Raw genomic sequence first — 14831 nt, 5'->3', positions numbered from 1 at the left:
GCGGAGGGTGTTTGGTTCAGTTCGAAAATTTCCGAAGGAGGTTTTTGAATTGAGTAAGGTGAATGCAAGTGCGCCCCGTATGACCGGGGTCAATCTCGTAACCGGGTGGAACGGCGTCTGGCTGATCGCGTTGGGAGCGGCCCTCTGGGGCACCGACTCCGTTTTGCGCCAGCCGTTGCTGAGCTATCTGAGCGCGACGCAGATCGTGTTGTTGGAGCATCTGTTGCTGGCGGTCTACGCCATTCCGGTGCTTTGGATCAACCGCAAGCAATTGCGGGGCTTGTCTTTGAAGGAGTGGGGGGCGATCCTCTTCATCTCATGGGGCGGATCGGCGCTCGCGACCGTGTTGTTCACAGCGGCGTTCGGGCTGGGCAATGCCAGCGTCGTCCTGCTGTTGCAGAAGCTGCAACCCGTGTTCGTGTTCCTGCTCGCTCGGGTCGTGCTCGGGGAGCGATTGACTCGCGGGTTTGGCTGGTATGTGCTGATCGCGCTGGCGGGAACCTACCTGCTGACGTTCGGCTTCGCGATGCCGTATGGAAACCAAGGGGCAAATGAAATGTTGGCTTCCGTCTTTGCCATCGGGGCGGCCGTGCTCTGGGGCGGTTCGACCGTGATGGGTCGTCTGCTTTTGAACAAGATGAGTTTTGAAACGGTGACGGGGGCACGCTTCCTGTTTGCTCTTCCGCTGTTGGCATTGCTGGTGGCACTCAACGGTACGGAAGGCGTGAACCACATCAGCATGTGGAGCAATTTCGGCACGCTGCTGGTGTTCGGCATGATCTTGCTGCAAGCCCTGCTTCCGGGCCTGATCTCGCTCTTGCTGTACTACCGCGGCCTCTCGAAGACGCCGGCGTCCTACGCGACGCTTGCTGAACTTGCGTTTCCGGCGGCCGGTCTGACGCTGAACTGGCTGTTCCTCAAGCAAGGTTTCACCCTCGGGCAGTTCATCGGGTTTGCCGTGGTCTGGGTGGTCGTGTTCCAGATTGCGCGTTTGCAAGACCGTCGATGAAGCCTGACATTCATGAAAAAACGCCGAAGTCCCTGCTCAATGCGGGCTCCGGATTTCTCGAAGGGTATTCGCACACGCTGAATCCCTATACAGGATGCAGCTACGCCTGCTCCTACTGCTACGTTCGCCGGATGCCTGTCGCTCTTTTTCGCAAGCAGGAGTGGGGGAGTTGGGTGGACGTGAAGCAGGGGGCGGCGGAGCTGTTGAAAAAAGAACTGGCGAAGGCTCGAAAAAAAGGCCCGGTCACGATCTTCATGTCCTCCGCGACCGACCCGTATCAGCCTGTGGAAAAGCAAGCCGAAGTGACGAGGTCGCTGTTGGAAGTGATGGCGGAGAATCTCCCCGACTTTCTGTTCGTGCAGACGAGGAGCCCTTTGGTGGCAAGGGATGTCGAGTTGTTCCAACGCTTTGGGAACCGCATTCGCATCTCGATGACGGTGGAGACCGACCGTGAAGACATCCGCCGCCTGTTTGCGCCCAAAGCACCTCCGATTCCCGCACGGCTGAACGCCTTGCGCCGGATCGTGGAGGCCGGAGTCCCGGCGCAAGCGACGGTGGCTCCGTTTTTACCGAGCACGGAGGGGTTTGCAGACGTGTTGGCTGACGTGGTGGATCGAGTCTGTGTCGATGACTACCGCCTCGGTGACGGCAGCGGAGGCAAGCGAACGGAACGTCTGGGGATTCCCGAGCTGTATGAAGCGAACGGGCTGCAAGAGTGGTATGAGCCGGATGCGTACTTGCGCGTGGTGGAACGCCTGCGTGAAGTGCTCCCGGCAGAGAAGGTGCTGGTCAGCCAACAGGGCTTTCTCCCGTAAGTGCAAAGAGTTGAATGATCAGAATTCTGAAACGCTTGGGGTACGTACACCATCGTTTCAGAATTTTTTTATGCGTAAATATCTTCCAATTTTCCGGTTTATCAGATACGATGTGATAGTACGGTTTTAATGAAGACTTTAATTTTATTTTGCAGGTTGGCTTACCTAACGATGATTGAGTTCACGGCGTAAGATTTAGCCCAGATCGCAGAAGGATATCTCAGTTGGTGAAGAATTACATTGTGACAGTAGGGATTTGCAAGCATAACGAAAGATTTTGATTGAGGTGGTGAGTCCAATAAAAACGAGTCACATGTTTCGCTTGATAGGGTCTTCTGTTCTCTTTGGAGTGCTGTTTGGTTCCGCCGTCATCCAAGACTCCTTTTTGCATCTCTATAAAAAATGGGTGCCGACGAATCCGGGTTATATCTGGGAGTTCTTCCCCGAGAATGTTGTGTGCCTCGTGTTTGCCCTCTGGCTCTGCCCCGAACCTGTAAAACCGTTAAAAGTGCTAGGGTATTACCTTCTGAGTTTTACGATCTGTTTCATGATCCGGATGGTCTTTATGATGCTCTCGACGATGCACAAAGGGCCGATGATGATAAATTGAAAAAAAGCCTCGGTCCTGTGACCGTGGCTTTTTCGATGTTACAGCGGGATGGACACCACATGTTCATCCCAGTTTTCTTCATGGTGGAGTCGGGTCTTGATCACGATACGATCTCGGTACACCTCGACGAAGCGGGACTCACTCCGCTCGCCGTGCGGGTGCATGTACAACTGCTCGCCGCGTTTTTCCGAGCCTTGAACGGGCTCTCGTGTGACTTCGATCGGTTCGTAGACGGAACCTAACCCAAGGAAATGCACGCCGTTTTTCACGACGCTTTCACTGGGCTCCACGGCGTCGATGTGCGAATGACCCGAGAACCACACGAGATGTTTGTGCGTGGCGGCGATCTTCATCAACCGGGCCGTCTGCACCGCGCTCACACCGGGGTCCGACTTGCCGACCGTGCCGTCGAGCGGCTGGTGGAGGAACACGAACGTCGGGGCATCGGGGGCGGAGCGGAGCGTTTTTTCAAACCAAGCGAGCTGTCGGTCGGAGAGCCACGCTGCTTCGCCGATCTGTTTTTGTTTCTCCATGTACTGTTCGGGGGATAAGAAGATCAGGTGAACGCCCTTGACCCATTTGTCGTAGTAGATGTTTTGCAGCCCAAACGTGCGCTTGAACTGCTCCTTCGCCAACGCATCGTTCCACTTCGGGTTGTTCCACGACGCGTAATAGTCGTGGTTGCCCATCGTCGGATACACCGGGCTCCCCGCGTGATCGTCCGCAATCTGGCGGGCAAGAGACAGGGAAAGCGCACTCCCGTTGGTGGTCAAGTCTCCATCGACGACATCAAAGTCCGGCTGAAACTGCCGCAAATCGCGCAGAGCATTGGCAAACTTCAGCGCCCCGTCCACATGAGGGGGCTCCCACCAAGACACGACATGGACGTCTGAGAGCACGCCGAACTTCAACAGAGGCTTCTCCACAGCGGGACTCTCCTCCGGAGCAGCAGAATGAGCCGGGCGCAGGACGAAGACAAACAGCAGAGCGACGACGACAGCGAACGTGATCGGCAAGAGACGGTTCCTCACTCGCGAGCCCTCCTCGGTCTGTTTCGGTCGTCCTAGTCTGCCCAGTCGGGAGGAAATCCACGCTTTATATGGAAACTCTACTTCTATACACGAAAAAATTGGAGGCAACCTAGATGTCGATCTACGACGTGCGTATCTCCCGAATTCGGGACTGGATGAAGGAACGAAATGTGGAAGTGGTTCTGGTCACTTCACCGCCGAACGTATTTTACTTGACCGGCTTTGATTGCCACCCGCACGAGCGCTTCATGGCGCTGTGCTTGTACGCATCGGGCACGGAAGCGCTGTTCGTGCCGACGCTTGAGAAGGAAGCGGCCGAGAAGTCCGGTTTCTCGCGCATCGTCACCGTCTCCGATACGGACAACCCGATGGACAAAGTCCGCGACGTGGTCGGGGACGGCCCGTTTGGCTCTCTCGCCATCGAGAAACAACACCTGACCGTCGCACGCCTTGAACAATTGCAGACCGTCTTCGGCACGGAGCCGACCGTTGCCGCCGAAGACCTCCTGCTCGGCATGCGCCTGCAAAAGGACGAAGCCGAAATCGCGATCATGAAAAAAGCGGCCGAGATCGCCGACCGCGGTGTCGAAGCGGCGATTCGCGCCATCGAAGTAGGTCGGACGGAGGCTGAACTCGTCACGATCATCGAATCCACGATGAAGTCGCTCGGCGCTTCCGGCACCTCGTTCTCCACGCTCGTTCTCACCGGGGAAAAAAGTGCCCTGCCCCACGGCACGCCGGGCACTCGCGCCATCCAAGCGGGCGACTTCGTATTGCTCGACCTCGGCGCGGTCTACGAAGGCTACTGCTCCGACATCACCCGCACGGTGGTTGTGGGCGAGCCGTCCGATGAACAACTGATCATCTACGAAGCGGTACTCGCAGCCAACCTCGCCGGCATCGCCGCGACCAAAGCGGGCCTGCCTGCCAAAGTCGTCGACGCTGCGGCTCGCCAAACGATTGAAGGCTTCGGTTACGGCGAGTTCTTCACACACCGTGTCGGTCACGGACTGGGCATCGAAGTCCACGAATTCCCGTCGATGCACGGCAACAACGAACAAGAGCTGGTGCCGGGCATGGTCTTCACTATCGAGCCGGGCATCTACCTCCCGAACATCGGCGGCGTCCGCATCGAAGACGACGTGCTCGTCACGGAGAACGGCGTTGAAATTCTCACTTCCTACCCGAAAGAACTGCAAATCCTGCCCGCCAACTAAACAGGCACAACAAAAAAGCCCCGAGCCACACCCGAGAGGTGTACCGGGGCTTTTCTGTTGCAAAAAAAAGAACCTGCCGTCGAAACGGACAGGTTCTCTTTTGGGCAACGAATTAGTTGATCACGCCAGCCAAGTAGTCGATGGTGTTGACTGCGAGCTTTGCATCGCTGTAGTCGGTCCAGCCATCGTACAGGTTCTTGCCGGAAGCGCCGGTGCCATCATCGTACAGCGAGGAGTCGCCGAGCGCTGCGAAGCGGCCGGAACCGTACTTGCCGTGGATGTGGAACGGATCTGCTTGGCCGGTCAGGAAGATGTCGGACAGGATCGTGGAGTTTGCGCCCGTTACGTGGATCGTGGAACCGTTCCATGCGCCAACGGAGGTGACGCCGGAAGTTACGGAGTTCGCACGGATATCGGTGATCGGCTCTTGAACCAAGTTGTTGCGGTTGAAGTAGAAGCCGAACGTTGCGCCAACCCAGGAGCCGGTGGACGGGTATGCTTCGGTTTGGGAACCGTCGAAGATCTGTACGGAGTCCCAGCCGTCGTTGTTGCGGTCCGAAACGATGTGGTCTGCGATGAAGTAGACGCCGCCACCGTTCGAGATGAAGGTGTTGATCGCAGACTTCTCAGTCGAGGTGTAGTTGGTGTTCGGTTCCGGCAGAACGAGAACTTTGTAGCCGGAGAGAACGGTAGACGAGATCGCGGAGGTCGTGGAAGCGACCGTGTAGCCCTTCGCGCGCAGAGCATCTGCGAAGGAAGAGTTCGCGCCGCCGATCGTCCAGTCTGCGTTGCCTGCGGTTTGGCCGTGGCCTTGGTCCCAGAGGACTTTCGTGCCGGTTACGGTGCCACCACCACCGCCGCCGCCACCACCACCGCCGTTGAGGGTGTTTTTCGCGCCGAGAGTACCGCCCGAAGTGGTCGAAGAGCCCCAGTTCGTAGAAGACGAGGAAGCACCTGCCGGGTCTTTGCGCTCAAGGGAGTAACCCGTGCCGTTGCCGCCCCAAGCAGAGGTGAATTCTACGGAATCAATAACTTCGCCGGATTGTGCGATGTTGTCCGAGTTGCTGTCGGAGAACAGAGCCACGCCGTCGCCCGAGTTGCCCAGAGCGAAGTTGCCCGACCATTTCAGTTGTGCGCTGGAGAGCGAGTTCCCGATGGTCAGGTAGCCGCCTGCCGGGATCGAGGTGCCGGACGGGAAGGTGTACGTGCCTTCGGTCAGCGAAGAAGCACCGACGTTGTTATCGGTCAATTTGTAACCAGCCAGGCTGATCGCGGAAGACGTGTTGTTGTACAGCTCTACCCATTCTTGCGTGGTACCCGATGCATAGTTGTACATAATTTCGTTGACGACGACCGAACCTGCCGCGATGGCAGCAGAAGCCGGTTGAACATGGTAAACCGCCGGAGCAGCGAGTGCGCCGACCATAGCCAAGCTGGTCAAACCGATAAGTGTACGTTTTTTCATGATCCGAGAATCCCCCTTGAAAGGTTGTCCTTGTCTGCAAATTCAGTATAAATGATATTTGTGATAATTTCAACACTTGTTTGTAAAGATTCTGCTTGTAATTAAATGCCATCTTTCAAGCAGGAAAAGTAGGTCTGGAAATGGTATTCTATAAAATGAAGTGTAACCCGCAAGGCATACGTAAGGAGAAGAGAACCCGACATGAGCACCACCTACAAGCCCAGCAGAGGCGATCTTGAACGGCTCTCGAAATTTCGCGCGCCGTACCAACAAGCCATCGACGAACTCAAGGTCAAGTTAAAAGGGATCAAATACGGCTGTCTCGAACAGGATTGCTACTCCCCGATCGAATTCGTCGTCGGACGAGTCAAGACCGTCGAGTCCCTGTTAAAAAAAGCAGAGAAAAAAGGCGTGCAAGTCGGCGTCGGCAACTGGATCGAAGAAATCGAAAGCCACGTGTACGACATCGCCGGTTTGCGCGTTGTCACACGGTACTTAGAAGACATCCGCGAAGTGCAAGCCATTCTCTCCGAGCGAGAAGACTTCCACGTCGAGGAGATCACCGATTATATCGACACCCCCAAGGAATCGGGCTACCGCAGCGTGCACATGGTGGTCCGCTACCCGACCTACCACGGTTCTCAGAAAAAAGACGTGCTCTGCGAAATTCAACTTCGCACGCTCGCCATGAACTTCTGGGCGACCAACGAGCATGAATTGCGCTACAAGTACGACGAGAAACTGCCGGGCGAGATGAGGGAACAACTTCGCCGCGCCGCCGATGCCGCGTACGAACTCGACCTCCAGATGGCACAGTTCCGCCGCGACATCCGCACGTCCCAAGAGATGCGTCTCGATGACACCGTCGCCAACGAAGACAAATTGGAGGAGATCTTCTCCCTCTATGTCAAAAAAGACTTCAAGCGTGCCGCCGAACTCTACCAAACCTACTTCGGCACCGAGCACGACTTCACGTACAACCCGAAGTTGCAGATGATCGACGAGATGCTTAATTCCCGGCTCGTAAAAAAACCCGGCTCCTAAGGAGTCGGGTTTTTCAATGCGCGTTCAATGAGCGAAAGCAACAGATAGTTCAGATCCGGTTCGAAGTTGTCGACCACGGTCTGCATCGCATAGGTGAAACGGAACGTGTTGTTTTTCTCCAAGAGGTCGCGCAAGAGCTTCTGCGCCTGCGAGGACATCGGAGTCTGGGAAACACCTTCAATAAATTTCTGAATATCCGCACCCTCGGAGTCCAGACGAGCAGACAGCGAATCGCGGGTCGGCTCGGTCGGAACCGGAGCAGACGTGGTAAATTGATGCGGAGCCAATTCGCCGGCCGAAGTCGTCGTCGTGACAGCAGCCGGGGTGGAAACCGGAGCAGAAGTTGTAGCCGGAGTCGTCGATGCGAAAGCGGTGCTTGCATTCGCAGTCGTCGTGACGGCAGCCGGAATCGGTGCGGTCGGTGCACTCGGGGCAGCCGGAGTGGGAACGGCCGAAGTCGTCGGCGCAATCACAGACGGGACGACGAGCGCATCGGCTACCGTCGGGGTCGAGGCTTCCAGACCTTTGTCCTTGTCTTTCTCTTTGCCTTCCATCGTGAACGCAACTTCACCGCTGCGGCGGTCGTATTTCGTAATGCGGACTTGAATCGACTGTTCGCGATCGATCATCTCCGGCAATTTGCCTTGGAGATCAACAGCCATCTCACTATTGTGCAACAGACCGCTCAACCCGTCCGCCGTGGACGCAAAGCATCCAAAGTCCATCATGCGAAACGGAAATACTTCAATGGTTTGACCAACATGATATTTCCCAGTCAGGCTCGGCTTCAAATTGTCCTTCTTCGAGCGGCCAAACTGCTGTACATACCTCAATGTCGTATCCATAGAGAGTGTGGACTCCTTTAGTGGCAGGATATGTAAACTCAAAAATTTCTATCTATCCATTTAAGTTAACAGTCCCAATGATCATTGTCAAGCCAACGCGAAAAAAGGACAGCCCTGCGGCTGCCCCAGTTCCTAGTTCCTAGCGCACCAAGGCGCGCAATTGCTCCAAACTGGGCATGTCGTTGAAATGGTGAATCAACAAGCGTTTCGACGGATCATCGACATTCACATAGTCCGGGATCGTGTCGAGGTTTTCGTCAGCCGCTTGCTGCAGATCGCGTTCATACGCCGCGCGTCCGGCATCGCTCTCCAGCGCTTGACGGAATTCGGAAGCGTTGAGCCCGACCGACTCGGCGATCGACACGAGGGTTTCGCGGTCGGAGATGTCTTGCTTGTCCGCCCAGTGCGCTTTGTAGACAGCTTCCACATACGCGGCGGCGGCCCCCATCTCTTCGGCCACTTTGGTGGCGATCAAAGCGGGAACGGTCTCTTTTTGCACAGGAGAGGAGACGCGTACGTTCATTTCTTCGCGCAGTTCTTTGAGACGAACGCCTGCCGCTTCCATGTAGCCTTCCGGTTTCGCCGGCGGGTTGGCGTTCGGCGGCATCTTCCAAACTTTGTAGAGAATCTCTACACCTTCTTGGGCGAGTTCGCGGACGGTGTGTGCCCCGATGTAGCACCACGGGCAGGCATAGTCGAAATGGAAACGAAGTTGGCTCATGCTTGACGTCCTCCCGCCAGCAACACGCTGTGGGCGACGGCGATGCATTGATCCATGAGAATCTCGACTCCGTTGTCCTTGGCACGCTTGGCGGCTCCTTCCTCGTAGACGCCTTGCTGTGCCCAGATGCGCTTGGCACCCGCTTTGATGGAGGATTCCACGACGCTGTCCAACTCTTCGGAACGGCGGAAGACGTTGACGAGGTCGATGGTTTCCGGAACGTCCTCGAGCGACGCGTACGGTTTTTCACCGAGCACGTCGTTTTTCAGCATCGGGTTGACGGGGATGATGCGATAGCCGCGTTGTTGCATCGTTTCGGCAATTTGGTACGAGGTGCGGTCCGGTTTGTCAGACAGACCGACGACTGCGATGGTTTTGGTTTCTTGCAACCATTGTTTTACTTGTTCGTTGCTCGGCGCTTCGTACATGGATGTCATCACCTATTCTGCTTTTTGCCATCAGCATACCCTACTGATTGGAAAAAAATCTGTCGCCTGCAACACAATCCGGCATTAGATCGTCCATTTGATCACAGCGCCGGCATGCACCAACCCGCCGCCGAAACCGTAGAGCAGGAGGTTGTCGCCGATTTGAACCCGACCGTCCTTGACCCCGAGGTCGACGGCGAGCGGGATGGAGGCCGCCGACGTGTTGCCGTGGAATTCGCCGCTGAACAGCGTGCGCTCCATCGGAAAATTCAAGCGTGCGGTCGCCGATTCGAGGATGCGCAAGTTGGCGCTGTGCGGAACGAACCATTGAATGTCGTTCAGAGAGAGGCCTTGCGCACGCAGCCAGTTCGGGATCACACGCGAGAGGGTCGTGACGGCAAAACGATAGACTTCGGGACCGTTCTGAATCATCTTGCCTTCGCCAAGCATCGCTTTGCCGTTCATCTCCTTTCGCAAACCGGTGCGATATAAATGTACAGAGCCGTGCCCGTCCGCTCCATTATGAGAAGCGAGCAGAGAGCCTTCCCCCTCCACACGTTCCAGCAAAAAAGCGCCCGCGGCGTCTCCGAACAAAATACACGAGGAGCGGTCCGAATAATCGGTCACTCGACTGAGCGTCTCCGCCCCGATCACCAAGATTTTGCGATGACCGCCCGCCGTTATCATTGCGTTTGCCACTTGCAAAGCATAGACGAATCCGGCACAAGCTCCGTGAACATCCAACGCCCCCGAGCGCGGGATGTTAAACTTCGCTTGCACTTGGGCTGCGAGGGTCGGAAACGGATAATCGGACGTCGTCGAGGCACAGAGAATCATGTCAATGTCTTCTACTGAAATGTTGTAGCGGGCCTGCATGTCCTCCACAGCTTTGAATGCCAGGTCGCTCGTATACTCTCCGTCGACGACAACACGCCGTTCCCGGATGCCGGTTCGTTGTACGATCCATTCATCGTCCGTGTCGATCATGCGTTCGAAATCGGCGTTGGCCAAGATTTTTTCGGGTACATACGTACCCATCGCTGTAATTTGCGCGCGCGAACTCGGTCTCTCGTTGAAGGTCATGGCGGAGGACACCTCCAATGGTTTGGTGGGGTAACGATGTGTTATTAATATAGGTGATTTACTCTTATTTTACAAGTGTATACATCTATTGAATAATTAGAATTAATACATACTACTTATGTATTAAAATGGGACTCTACGGACGAGCGGGTTTCAAAAACAGGACAAACATGGTACATTGAACCCACATCTATTCATATATATAGGAGGAACATCGAGGTATGGCAGAGATCCTTTTCTATGAATATCCCAAGTGCGGCACCTGCCGCAATGCCAAGAAATACTTAGACGCAAACGGGATCGAGTACGAGGACATCCACATCGTAGAGAACTCCCCGACGATTGAACAATTGCGAGACTATCTGGAAAAAAGCGGCCTTGAGATCAAGAAGTTCTTCAACACGAGCGGCAACAAATACAAAGAACTCGGGCTGAAAGATAAGTTGAAAGACATGAGCGTGGAGGAGCAACTGAACTTGCTCGCGTCGGACGGCATGTTGATCAAACGCCCGATTCTCGTGCGTGGAGACAAAGCGACGGTCGGTTTCAAGGAAGAGGAGTTCCAGAAAGTGCTCGGTTAGGAGCGTGATGGCAGAGGATGATACGCAAAACGACATTGCCAAACGGCTTGCGAATTGTAACGGAAAAAACACCCTACCTGCGCGGGGCTGTGGCGCACTTGCGCTACGGCGTCGGCTCCGGGCTGGAACCGTTCCGCCTGTGGGGCGTGGCGCACGTTTTGGAACACATGGTGTTCAAGGGAACGCCGGTGATGGACCAAGTGGTGTTTGGCAACGAGATCGCCCGTTTGGGCTGCTCGACGAACGCTTCCACCGGCTTTGAGTCGACCACGTTTGAGATCGACGGACCGGCGGAGACGATTTTACAAGGGCTTGATCTCTTTGCAGCCCTGCTCACCGGGTTCCATGTGCCGCCCGAAGAGTTTGACAAGGAAAAAGACGTCATCCAAGAAGAGTGGAAGATGTACCGCGACGACCCTTCCGCCTGGGGCGAAGACATCGCGTACCACTCGTTGCTCGGGAACTTTGCGCATCCGACGATCGGGACGCCGGAGTCGATCGACTCTTTGACCCGCCGTCAAGTCTTGGAATTTTCGCAAGCGCACTACACGCCGGACAATTTGGTGGTCGGCGTCGTCGGAAATCTCGAGCATGAGGATGTCGTCGAAGTGCTCCTGAAGTATTTTGGCGACAACGACCGCAAGTGCCAGCCGTTGCGACTGCCGCCGCTTTCGCAGATCAAGTCGCGTCACGAAGAGGAAGACTCGGAGCAAGAGCAAGTCTTCGTAGGCTATCGTGCGCCGTCGATTCAACGTCCGGATTTGCCGGCGTTCGATGCGGCGATGACGATCTTCGGCGGGGATTCTTGGTCGAGGTTGTTCCAGCGGTTGCGCAACGAGTTGGGCCTCGTGTACAACGTGGACGGCGGCTACTCGGGCTGGCCGCACGTCGGCATCTATATGATCTATGCCGGATGCCAGCCGAGTGAGACAGACCGAGTCTTGGCGGAGATCGCAAACGAGATCGAGAAGTTCAAAGCGGACATTTCCGGCGACGAACTTTTGCGTTCCAAAGCGATGCTTCGGGCGTCGCTCCTCATGAGCAGCGACCAACTCGGCAACAAAGTCCAGAAGCTGATCGACGACGAAGTGCTCTGGGGCGAGTGGCGTCCGTACGAGCGCGACATCGCGGATTTGGAAGCGGTCACGCTGGACGAGGCGATGCGTCTCGTCCACGAAGTCTTCAACGACAAGCAGATGACCCGCGTCACCGTCGGCCCGCACCAACCGAAGTAAAAAATGCAGCCCCCTGCCGTCACGGACAGGGGGTTTTTAGGAGTGTGCAATGTGAAAGAAGAGAGAAATGCCAGACTGTTGCTGCTGTTCGTCGTCGTCATCTGGGGCTTGAATGTGGTGATGGTGAAGTATCTGTCCGATTTCTTCACGCCGACGATGCTGGCGGCCTGGCGCATCGGGGCGGCCGCTCTGCTGTTGTCTGCGATGGTCGGGAAACAGCACGGGTTTCGCAAGATCAGCGGGCGCGAGTGGCTGACGATCACGGGAATTGCGGTGTCGGGAATTTTCCTGCACCAAATTACGCTGTCGGCCGGTTTGAAACTGACGACCGCCTCAACGGGATCGCTGATTCTCGGTCTGAACCCGCTGGTGACGATGGTGCTGGCGTACTTCCTGTTCCGCGAACCGCTGACGACGCGCAAGATCGGCGGCGTGTTGCTCGGTCTCTGCGGGGTGTTCCTCGTCGTCTTCGGCGCTTCGTGGGAGCAGACGTCGAGCTTGCAATTCGGCAAGGGGGAATGGCTGGTCGTCATCGCGATGCTCGGCTACGTCATCTCCGGGATGTTTATCAAAAAAGCGACGCAAACGCTCCCTGTCATGGTCGTCACCGCCTACAGCCACGTCGTGGCGACGATCTTGCTGGCGATTACGGCAACAGGGGAGCAGATGTCTTCGGGAGAACTTTTCACGCTTCCGACCGACTGGTTCGTCTGGGCGGTGCTGTTGTTCTCGGCGTTCGTGGCGACAGGACTCGGCTCCATCTGGTGGAACTCCGGCATCCGCATCATCGGCGCAGGTCGGACGGCGATGTACATCAACGGGATGCCGATGCTGAGTCTGATCTTCTCCGTGATTTTCCTCGGGGAATCGATCACTTGGATTCACATCGTCGGGTTCTCGGCGGTGTTCCTCGCGATCATGCTCGGAACGGCGAAACCGAAGTCAGAGACACCACCCCTTTCGCAAAGCGCGTGAAAAAAGAGCTGCTGCCCATGCTTCGTGGGCAGCAGCTCTTTTTTTTTCATACCCGCAAGATCGGGTCTTGGTCGTGAAACGCGATGCAGAGGTGGATGTCGTCGCTCTGGACGTTGCGACAGGCTCGGATGTAGGCGAGAACCGTCGCGGCGATCAGCGAGACGGTGGTGGGTGTTTCAAACTCTGTGTAGAGTTCGGCAAACTCCGGTAGGGAAGGCCCTGCGAAGTCGCGGGTTCCCGGTCCAGGGCACGCCCAGTCCTCGTCCTCCGCCTCGGGCGGGTTGTAGTTCTTGCAGACAAAAAAGGAGCTGTCCCAGCCGTTGTCGAGGTCGTATTCGAAATAGACCGCTTGGGAGAAAGTGCGCTTGGCGAGTTGCAAGGCTTTTTTCAACCCTTTTTCCAATTGCTCTTGGTAGAGGGACAACGAAACTTCGCGAGTCCGTTCGTCGAGATTCATCAAGCGTTCCAGAGCTTGCAAGTCGCCGGATGTTACGTGGCGTTGCATCTCGTCCAGTTTTTCAAAGACTCTCATCTTACAAGCTCGTGAACATCCGCACCAACAGCGCGATGTTGCGGGGGATGGCTTCGACCAAGATATGCTCATGCGACGCATGCGCCCCGTCTCCGACCGGGCCGAGTCCATCGAGCACCGTACATCCCGCCGAAGCGGCGATGTTCCCGTCCGACGTGCCGCCGACGCCGATCTCGCCGAGGGTGAAACCTTCGAGTTCCGCTTGTTCCTGCGCCACGCGGTAGAGGCGCTCCGTTCCGGCTGTGCGCTCCATCGGGTGCTTGGAGACGCCGCCCTCGACTTCGAGACGGGCACCGTCGAGCACCGGTTTCAACTCGTACATCTTGCGCGTGACCACTTCCGCTTCGGACGCTTGCTGAACCCGCACGTCGATCTCGACTTCGGCAAACTCCGGTACAACATTCGAAGTCGTCCCGCCTGAGATCGTGCCGACCGACAGCGTGGTGCCAAGTTCGTAGTTCGTCCACGATTGAATCGCGAGGATGTGGTGGGCGAGTTCTTCAATCGCATTGACGCCCTTCTGGTGGTCGTTGCCCGCATGAGCCGCCCGTCCATACGCACGCAACCTGAATTCACCGCCGCCCTTGCGCGAAGTTTTGAGCAGGCCGTCGCCGAACGAAGGCTCGATGACGAGGGCGAGAGCGCTTTTTCGAGCTTCTGCTTGGATGATTTCTTTGGAAGAGACGCTGCCGATTTCCTCATCTGTATTCCAGAGGAACACGAGTTTTTTGTTCAGCGGCAGGTGGTTTTCGAGGATCGCTTGCAGGGCGAAGTAGGAGAACACGATGCCCGATTTCATATCATACGTCCCCGGCCCGTAAGCCCGACCGTCTTCGATGCGCCAAGGTTCAGCGGCGAGGGTGCCGACGTTTTTCACCGTGTCAAAGTGCCCGAGCACGAGAATTTGCTCTTCGCCCTCGCCGTATTCCAGTCGCAGTTGGTTGCCGTAGATAGGTTGCTCATGCACGGTCAGCGTACAGCCAAGTGCTGTAAAACGCTCTGCAATCAACGCCCCGAGACGATCCACCGCCGCTTTGTCATGCGTCGGCGTCTCAAACTCCACGTAGGTTTTTAACTCGTCCAGCACCTGTTCCAAACGGTCTTGAAAATAGTCCGTCCACTTCATTGCCACATGGTTTCCCCCCAGAATCTTCATGAATTGCCTCCAGTATACTCCTCGATCCCAAGGGCTACAACCAAGAGCAACAAAGGGGCTCTAAGCGGGAGATTTCCTGCATTT

15 protein-coding genes are annotated in these 14831 nt (G+C 56.2%); 7 read left to right on the top strand and 8 right to left on the bottom strand.

Features of this window, described 5'->3' with window-relative positions; all coding sequences use genetic code 11:
* Positions 1 to 58 precede the first annotated feature (58 nt).
* Both JJB07_RS07425 and JJB07_RS07420 read left to right on the top strand, forming a co-directional pair.
* The gene (locus tag JJB07_RS07425) at positions 59 to 1009 is read left to right on the top strand and encodes a DMT family transporter (protein WP_347338333.1); all 951 of its coding nucleotides are present in this window, start codon (positions 59 to 61) and stop codon (positions 1007 to 1009) included.
* On the top strand, positions 1006 to 1824 hold the full coding sequence (locus tag JJB07_RS07420) for an SPL family radical SAM protein (RefSeq protein ID WP_201633035.1): 819 nt from the start codon (positions 1006 to 1008) through the stop codon (positions 1822 to 1824). Before JJB07_RS07425 ends, JJB07_RS07420 begins: the two co-directional genes overlap by 4 nt.
* Before the next feature lie 648 nt (positions 1825 to 2472).
* Here the strand turns inward: JJB07_RS07420 and JJB07_RS07415 are convergent.
* Entirely contained in the window at positions 2473 to 3465 is a 993-nt protein-coding gene (locus tag JJB07_RS07415) for a metallophosphoesterase (protein ID WP_201633032.1), read from the bottom strand.
* 113 nt (positions 3466 to 3578) lie between these two features.
* Here JJB07_RS07415 and JJB07_RS07410 point away from each other — a divergent pair, with 113 nt between their 5' ends.
* Positions 3579 to 4682: a M24 family metallopeptidase gene (locus tag JJB07_RS07410; RefSeq protein WP_201633029.1), complete on the top strand. Its 1104-nt coding sequence runs from the start codon at positions 3579 to 3581 to the stop codon at positions 4680 to 4682.
* A gap of 112 nt (positions 4683 to 4794) precedes the next feature.
* On the opposite strand, the gene JJB07_RS07405 is transcribed toward JJB07_RS07410, so the two are convergent.
* Positions 4795 to 6147, bottom strand: coding sequence for a lamin tail domain-containing protein (locus JJB07_RS07405; RefSeq protein ID WP_201633027.1), 1353 nt, complete (start codon positions 6145 to 6147; stop codon positions 4795 to 4797).
* 201 nt (positions 6148 to 6348) lie between these two features.
* Here JJB07_RS07405 and JJB07_RS07400 point away from each other — a divergent pair, with 201 nt between their 5' ends.
* Positions 6349 to 7191 carry a GTP pyrophosphokinase gene (locus JJB07_RS07400; RefSeq protein ID WP_201633024.1) on the top strand — a complete coding sequence of 281 codons (843 nt, stop codon included), beginning with the start codon at positions 6349 to 6351 and terminating at the stop codon, positions 7189 to 7191.
* On the opposite strand, the gene JJB07_RS07395 is transcribed toward JJB07_RS07400, so the two are convergent.
* The 4 genes from JJB07_RS07395 to JJB07_RS07380 all read right to left on the bottom strand — a co-directional run bounded on the left by JJB07_RS07395 (position 7188) and on the right by JJB07_RS07380 (position 10268).
* Positions 7188 to 8036: a S1 domain-containing protein gene (locus JJB07_RS07395; RefSeq protein ID WP_201633021.1), complete on the bottom strand. Its 849-nt coding sequence runs from the start codon at positions 8034 to 8036 to the stop codon at positions 7188 to 7190. The two genes, JJB07_RS07400 and JJB07_RS07395, sit on opposite strands and share 4 nt — an antisense overlap.
* 139 nt (positions 8037 to 8175) lie before the next feature.
* Positions 8176 to 8757 (bottom strand): DsbA family oxidoreductase, encoded by a 582-nt coding sequence (locus tag JJB07_RS07390; protein ID WP_201633018.1) that lies wholly within the window; start codon positions 8755 to 8757, stop codon positions 8176 to 8178.
* Positions 8754 to 9194: a CoA-binding protein gene (locus JJB07_RS07385; RefSeq protein WP_236587880.1), complete on the bottom strand. Its 441-nt coding sequence runs from the start codon at positions 9192 to 9194 to the stop codon at positions 8754 to 8756. Before JJB07_RS07385 ends, JJB07_RS07390 begins: the two co-directional genes overlap by 4 nt.
* A 75-nt stretch (positions 9195 to 9269) precedes the next feature.
* Positions 9270 to 10268 carry a ketoacyl-ACP synthase III gene (locus tag JJB07_RS07380; protein ID WP_201633006.1) on the bottom strand — a complete coding sequence of 333 codons (999 nt, stop codon included), beginning with the start codon at positions 10266 to 10268 and terminating at the stop codon, positions 9270 to 9272.
* A gap of 221 nt (positions 10269 to 10489) precedes the next feature.
* Here JJB07_RS07380 and JJB07_RS07375 point away from each other — a divergent pair, with 221 nt between their 5' ends.
* Genes JJB07_RS07375 through JJB07_RS07365 form a run of 3 tightly spaced genes read left to right on the top strand, consistent with a single transcriptional unit; the run spans position 10490 to position 13059 of the window.
* Positions 10490 to 10849, top strand: coding sequence for an arsenate reductase family protein (locus JJB07_RS07375; protein ID WP_201633005.1), 360 nt, complete (start codon positions 10490 to 10492; stop codon positions 10847 to 10849).
* A gap of 17 nt (positions 10850 to 10866) precedes the next feature.
* Positions 10867 to 12084 carry a M16 family metallopeptidase gene (locus JJB07_RS07370; RefSeq protein ID WP_201633003.1) on the top strand — a complete coding sequence of 406 codons (1218 nt, stop codon included), beginning with the start codon at positions 10867 to 10869 and terminating at the stop codon, positions 12082 to 12084.
* A 51-nt stretch (positions 12085 to 12135) separates the two neighbouring features.
* The gene (locus JJB07_RS07365) at positions 12136 to 13059 is read left to right on the top strand and encodes an EamA family transporter (RefSeq protein ID WP_201633001.1); all 924 of its coding nucleotides are present in this window, start codon (positions 12136 to 12138) and stop codon (positions 13057 to 13059) included.
* Positions 13060 to 13105: 46 nt separating this feature from the next.
* On the opposite strand, the gene JJB07_RS07360 is transcribed toward JJB07_RS07365, so the two are convergent.
* Together JJB07_RS07360 and JJB07_RS07355 are read right to left on the bottom strand one after the other, a co-directional pair.
* Positions 13106 to 13591: a hypothetical protein gene (locus tag JJB07_RS07360; RefSeq protein WP_201632999.1), complete on the bottom strand. Its 486-nt coding sequence runs from the start codon at positions 13589 to 13591 to the stop codon at positions 13106 to 13108.
* 1 nt (position 13592) lies between these two features.
* Entirely contained in the window at positions 13593 to 14747 is a 1155-nt protein-coding gene (locus tag JJB07_RS07355; protein WP_236587878.1) for a M20 family metallopeptidase, read from the bottom strand.
* Positions 14748 to 14831 lie beyond the last annotated feature (84 nt).

The sequence above is a fragment of the Tumebacillus amylolyticus genome (assembly GCF_016722965.1).
GTDB classification, from domain to species: domain Bacteria; phylum Bacillota; class Bacilli; order Tumebacillales; family Tumebacillaceae; genus Tumebacillus; species Tumebacillus amylolyticus.
The sequence above is the reverse complement of the archived record's forward strand: the minus strand, read 5'-3'. Positions and strand labels throughout refer to the sequence as shown.

Coding starts and splice junctions, on each gene's coding strand:
- JJB07_RS07390 (WP_201633018.1), bottom strand. CDS start 8,757: ATGAGCCAACTTCGTTTCCATTTCGACTATGCCTGCCCGTGGTGCTAC.
- JJB07_RS07370 (WP_201633003.1), top strand. CDS start 10,867: ATGATACGCAAAACGACATTGCCAAACGGCTTGCGAATTGTAACGGAA.
- JJB07_RS07395 (WP_201633021.1), bottom strand. CDS start 8,036: ATGGATACGACATTGAGGTATGTACAGCAGTTTGGCCGCTCGAAGAAG.
- JJB07_RS07380 (WP_201633006.1), bottom strand. CDS start 10,268: ATGACCTTCAACGAGAGACCGAGTTCGCGCGCGCAAATTACAGCGATG.
- JJB07_RS07375 (WP_201633005.1), top strand. CDS start 10,490: ATGGCAGAGATCCTTTTCTATGAATATCCCAAGTGCGGCACCTGCCGC.
- JJB07_RS07420 (WP_201633035.1), top strand. CDS start 1,006: ATGAAGCCTGACATTCATGAAAAAACGCCGAAGTCCCTGCTCAATGCG.
- JJB07_RS07410 (WP_201633029.1), top strand. CDS start 3,579: ATGTCGATCTACGACGTGCGTATCTCCCGAATTCGGGACTGGATGAAG.
- JJB07_RS07360 (WP_201632999.1), bottom strand. CDS start 13,591: ATGAGAGTCTTTGAAAAACTGGACGAGATGCAACGCCACGTAACATCC.
- JJB07_RS07355 (WP_236587878.1), bottom strand. CDS start 14,747: ATGAAGATTCTGGGGGGAAACCATGTGGCAATGAAGTGGACGGACTAT.
- JJB07_RS07405 (WP_201633027.1), bottom strand. CDS start 6,147: ATGAAAAAACGTACACTTATCGGTTTGACCAGCTTGGCTATGGTCGGC.
- JJB07_RS07400 (WP_201633024.1), top strand. CDS start 6,349: ATGAGCACCACCTACAAGCCCAGCAGAGGCGATCTTGAACGGCTCTCG.
- JJB07_RS07385 (WP_236587880.1), bottom strand. CDS start 9,194: ATGACATCCATGTACGAAGCGCCGAGCAACGAACAAGTAAAACAATGG.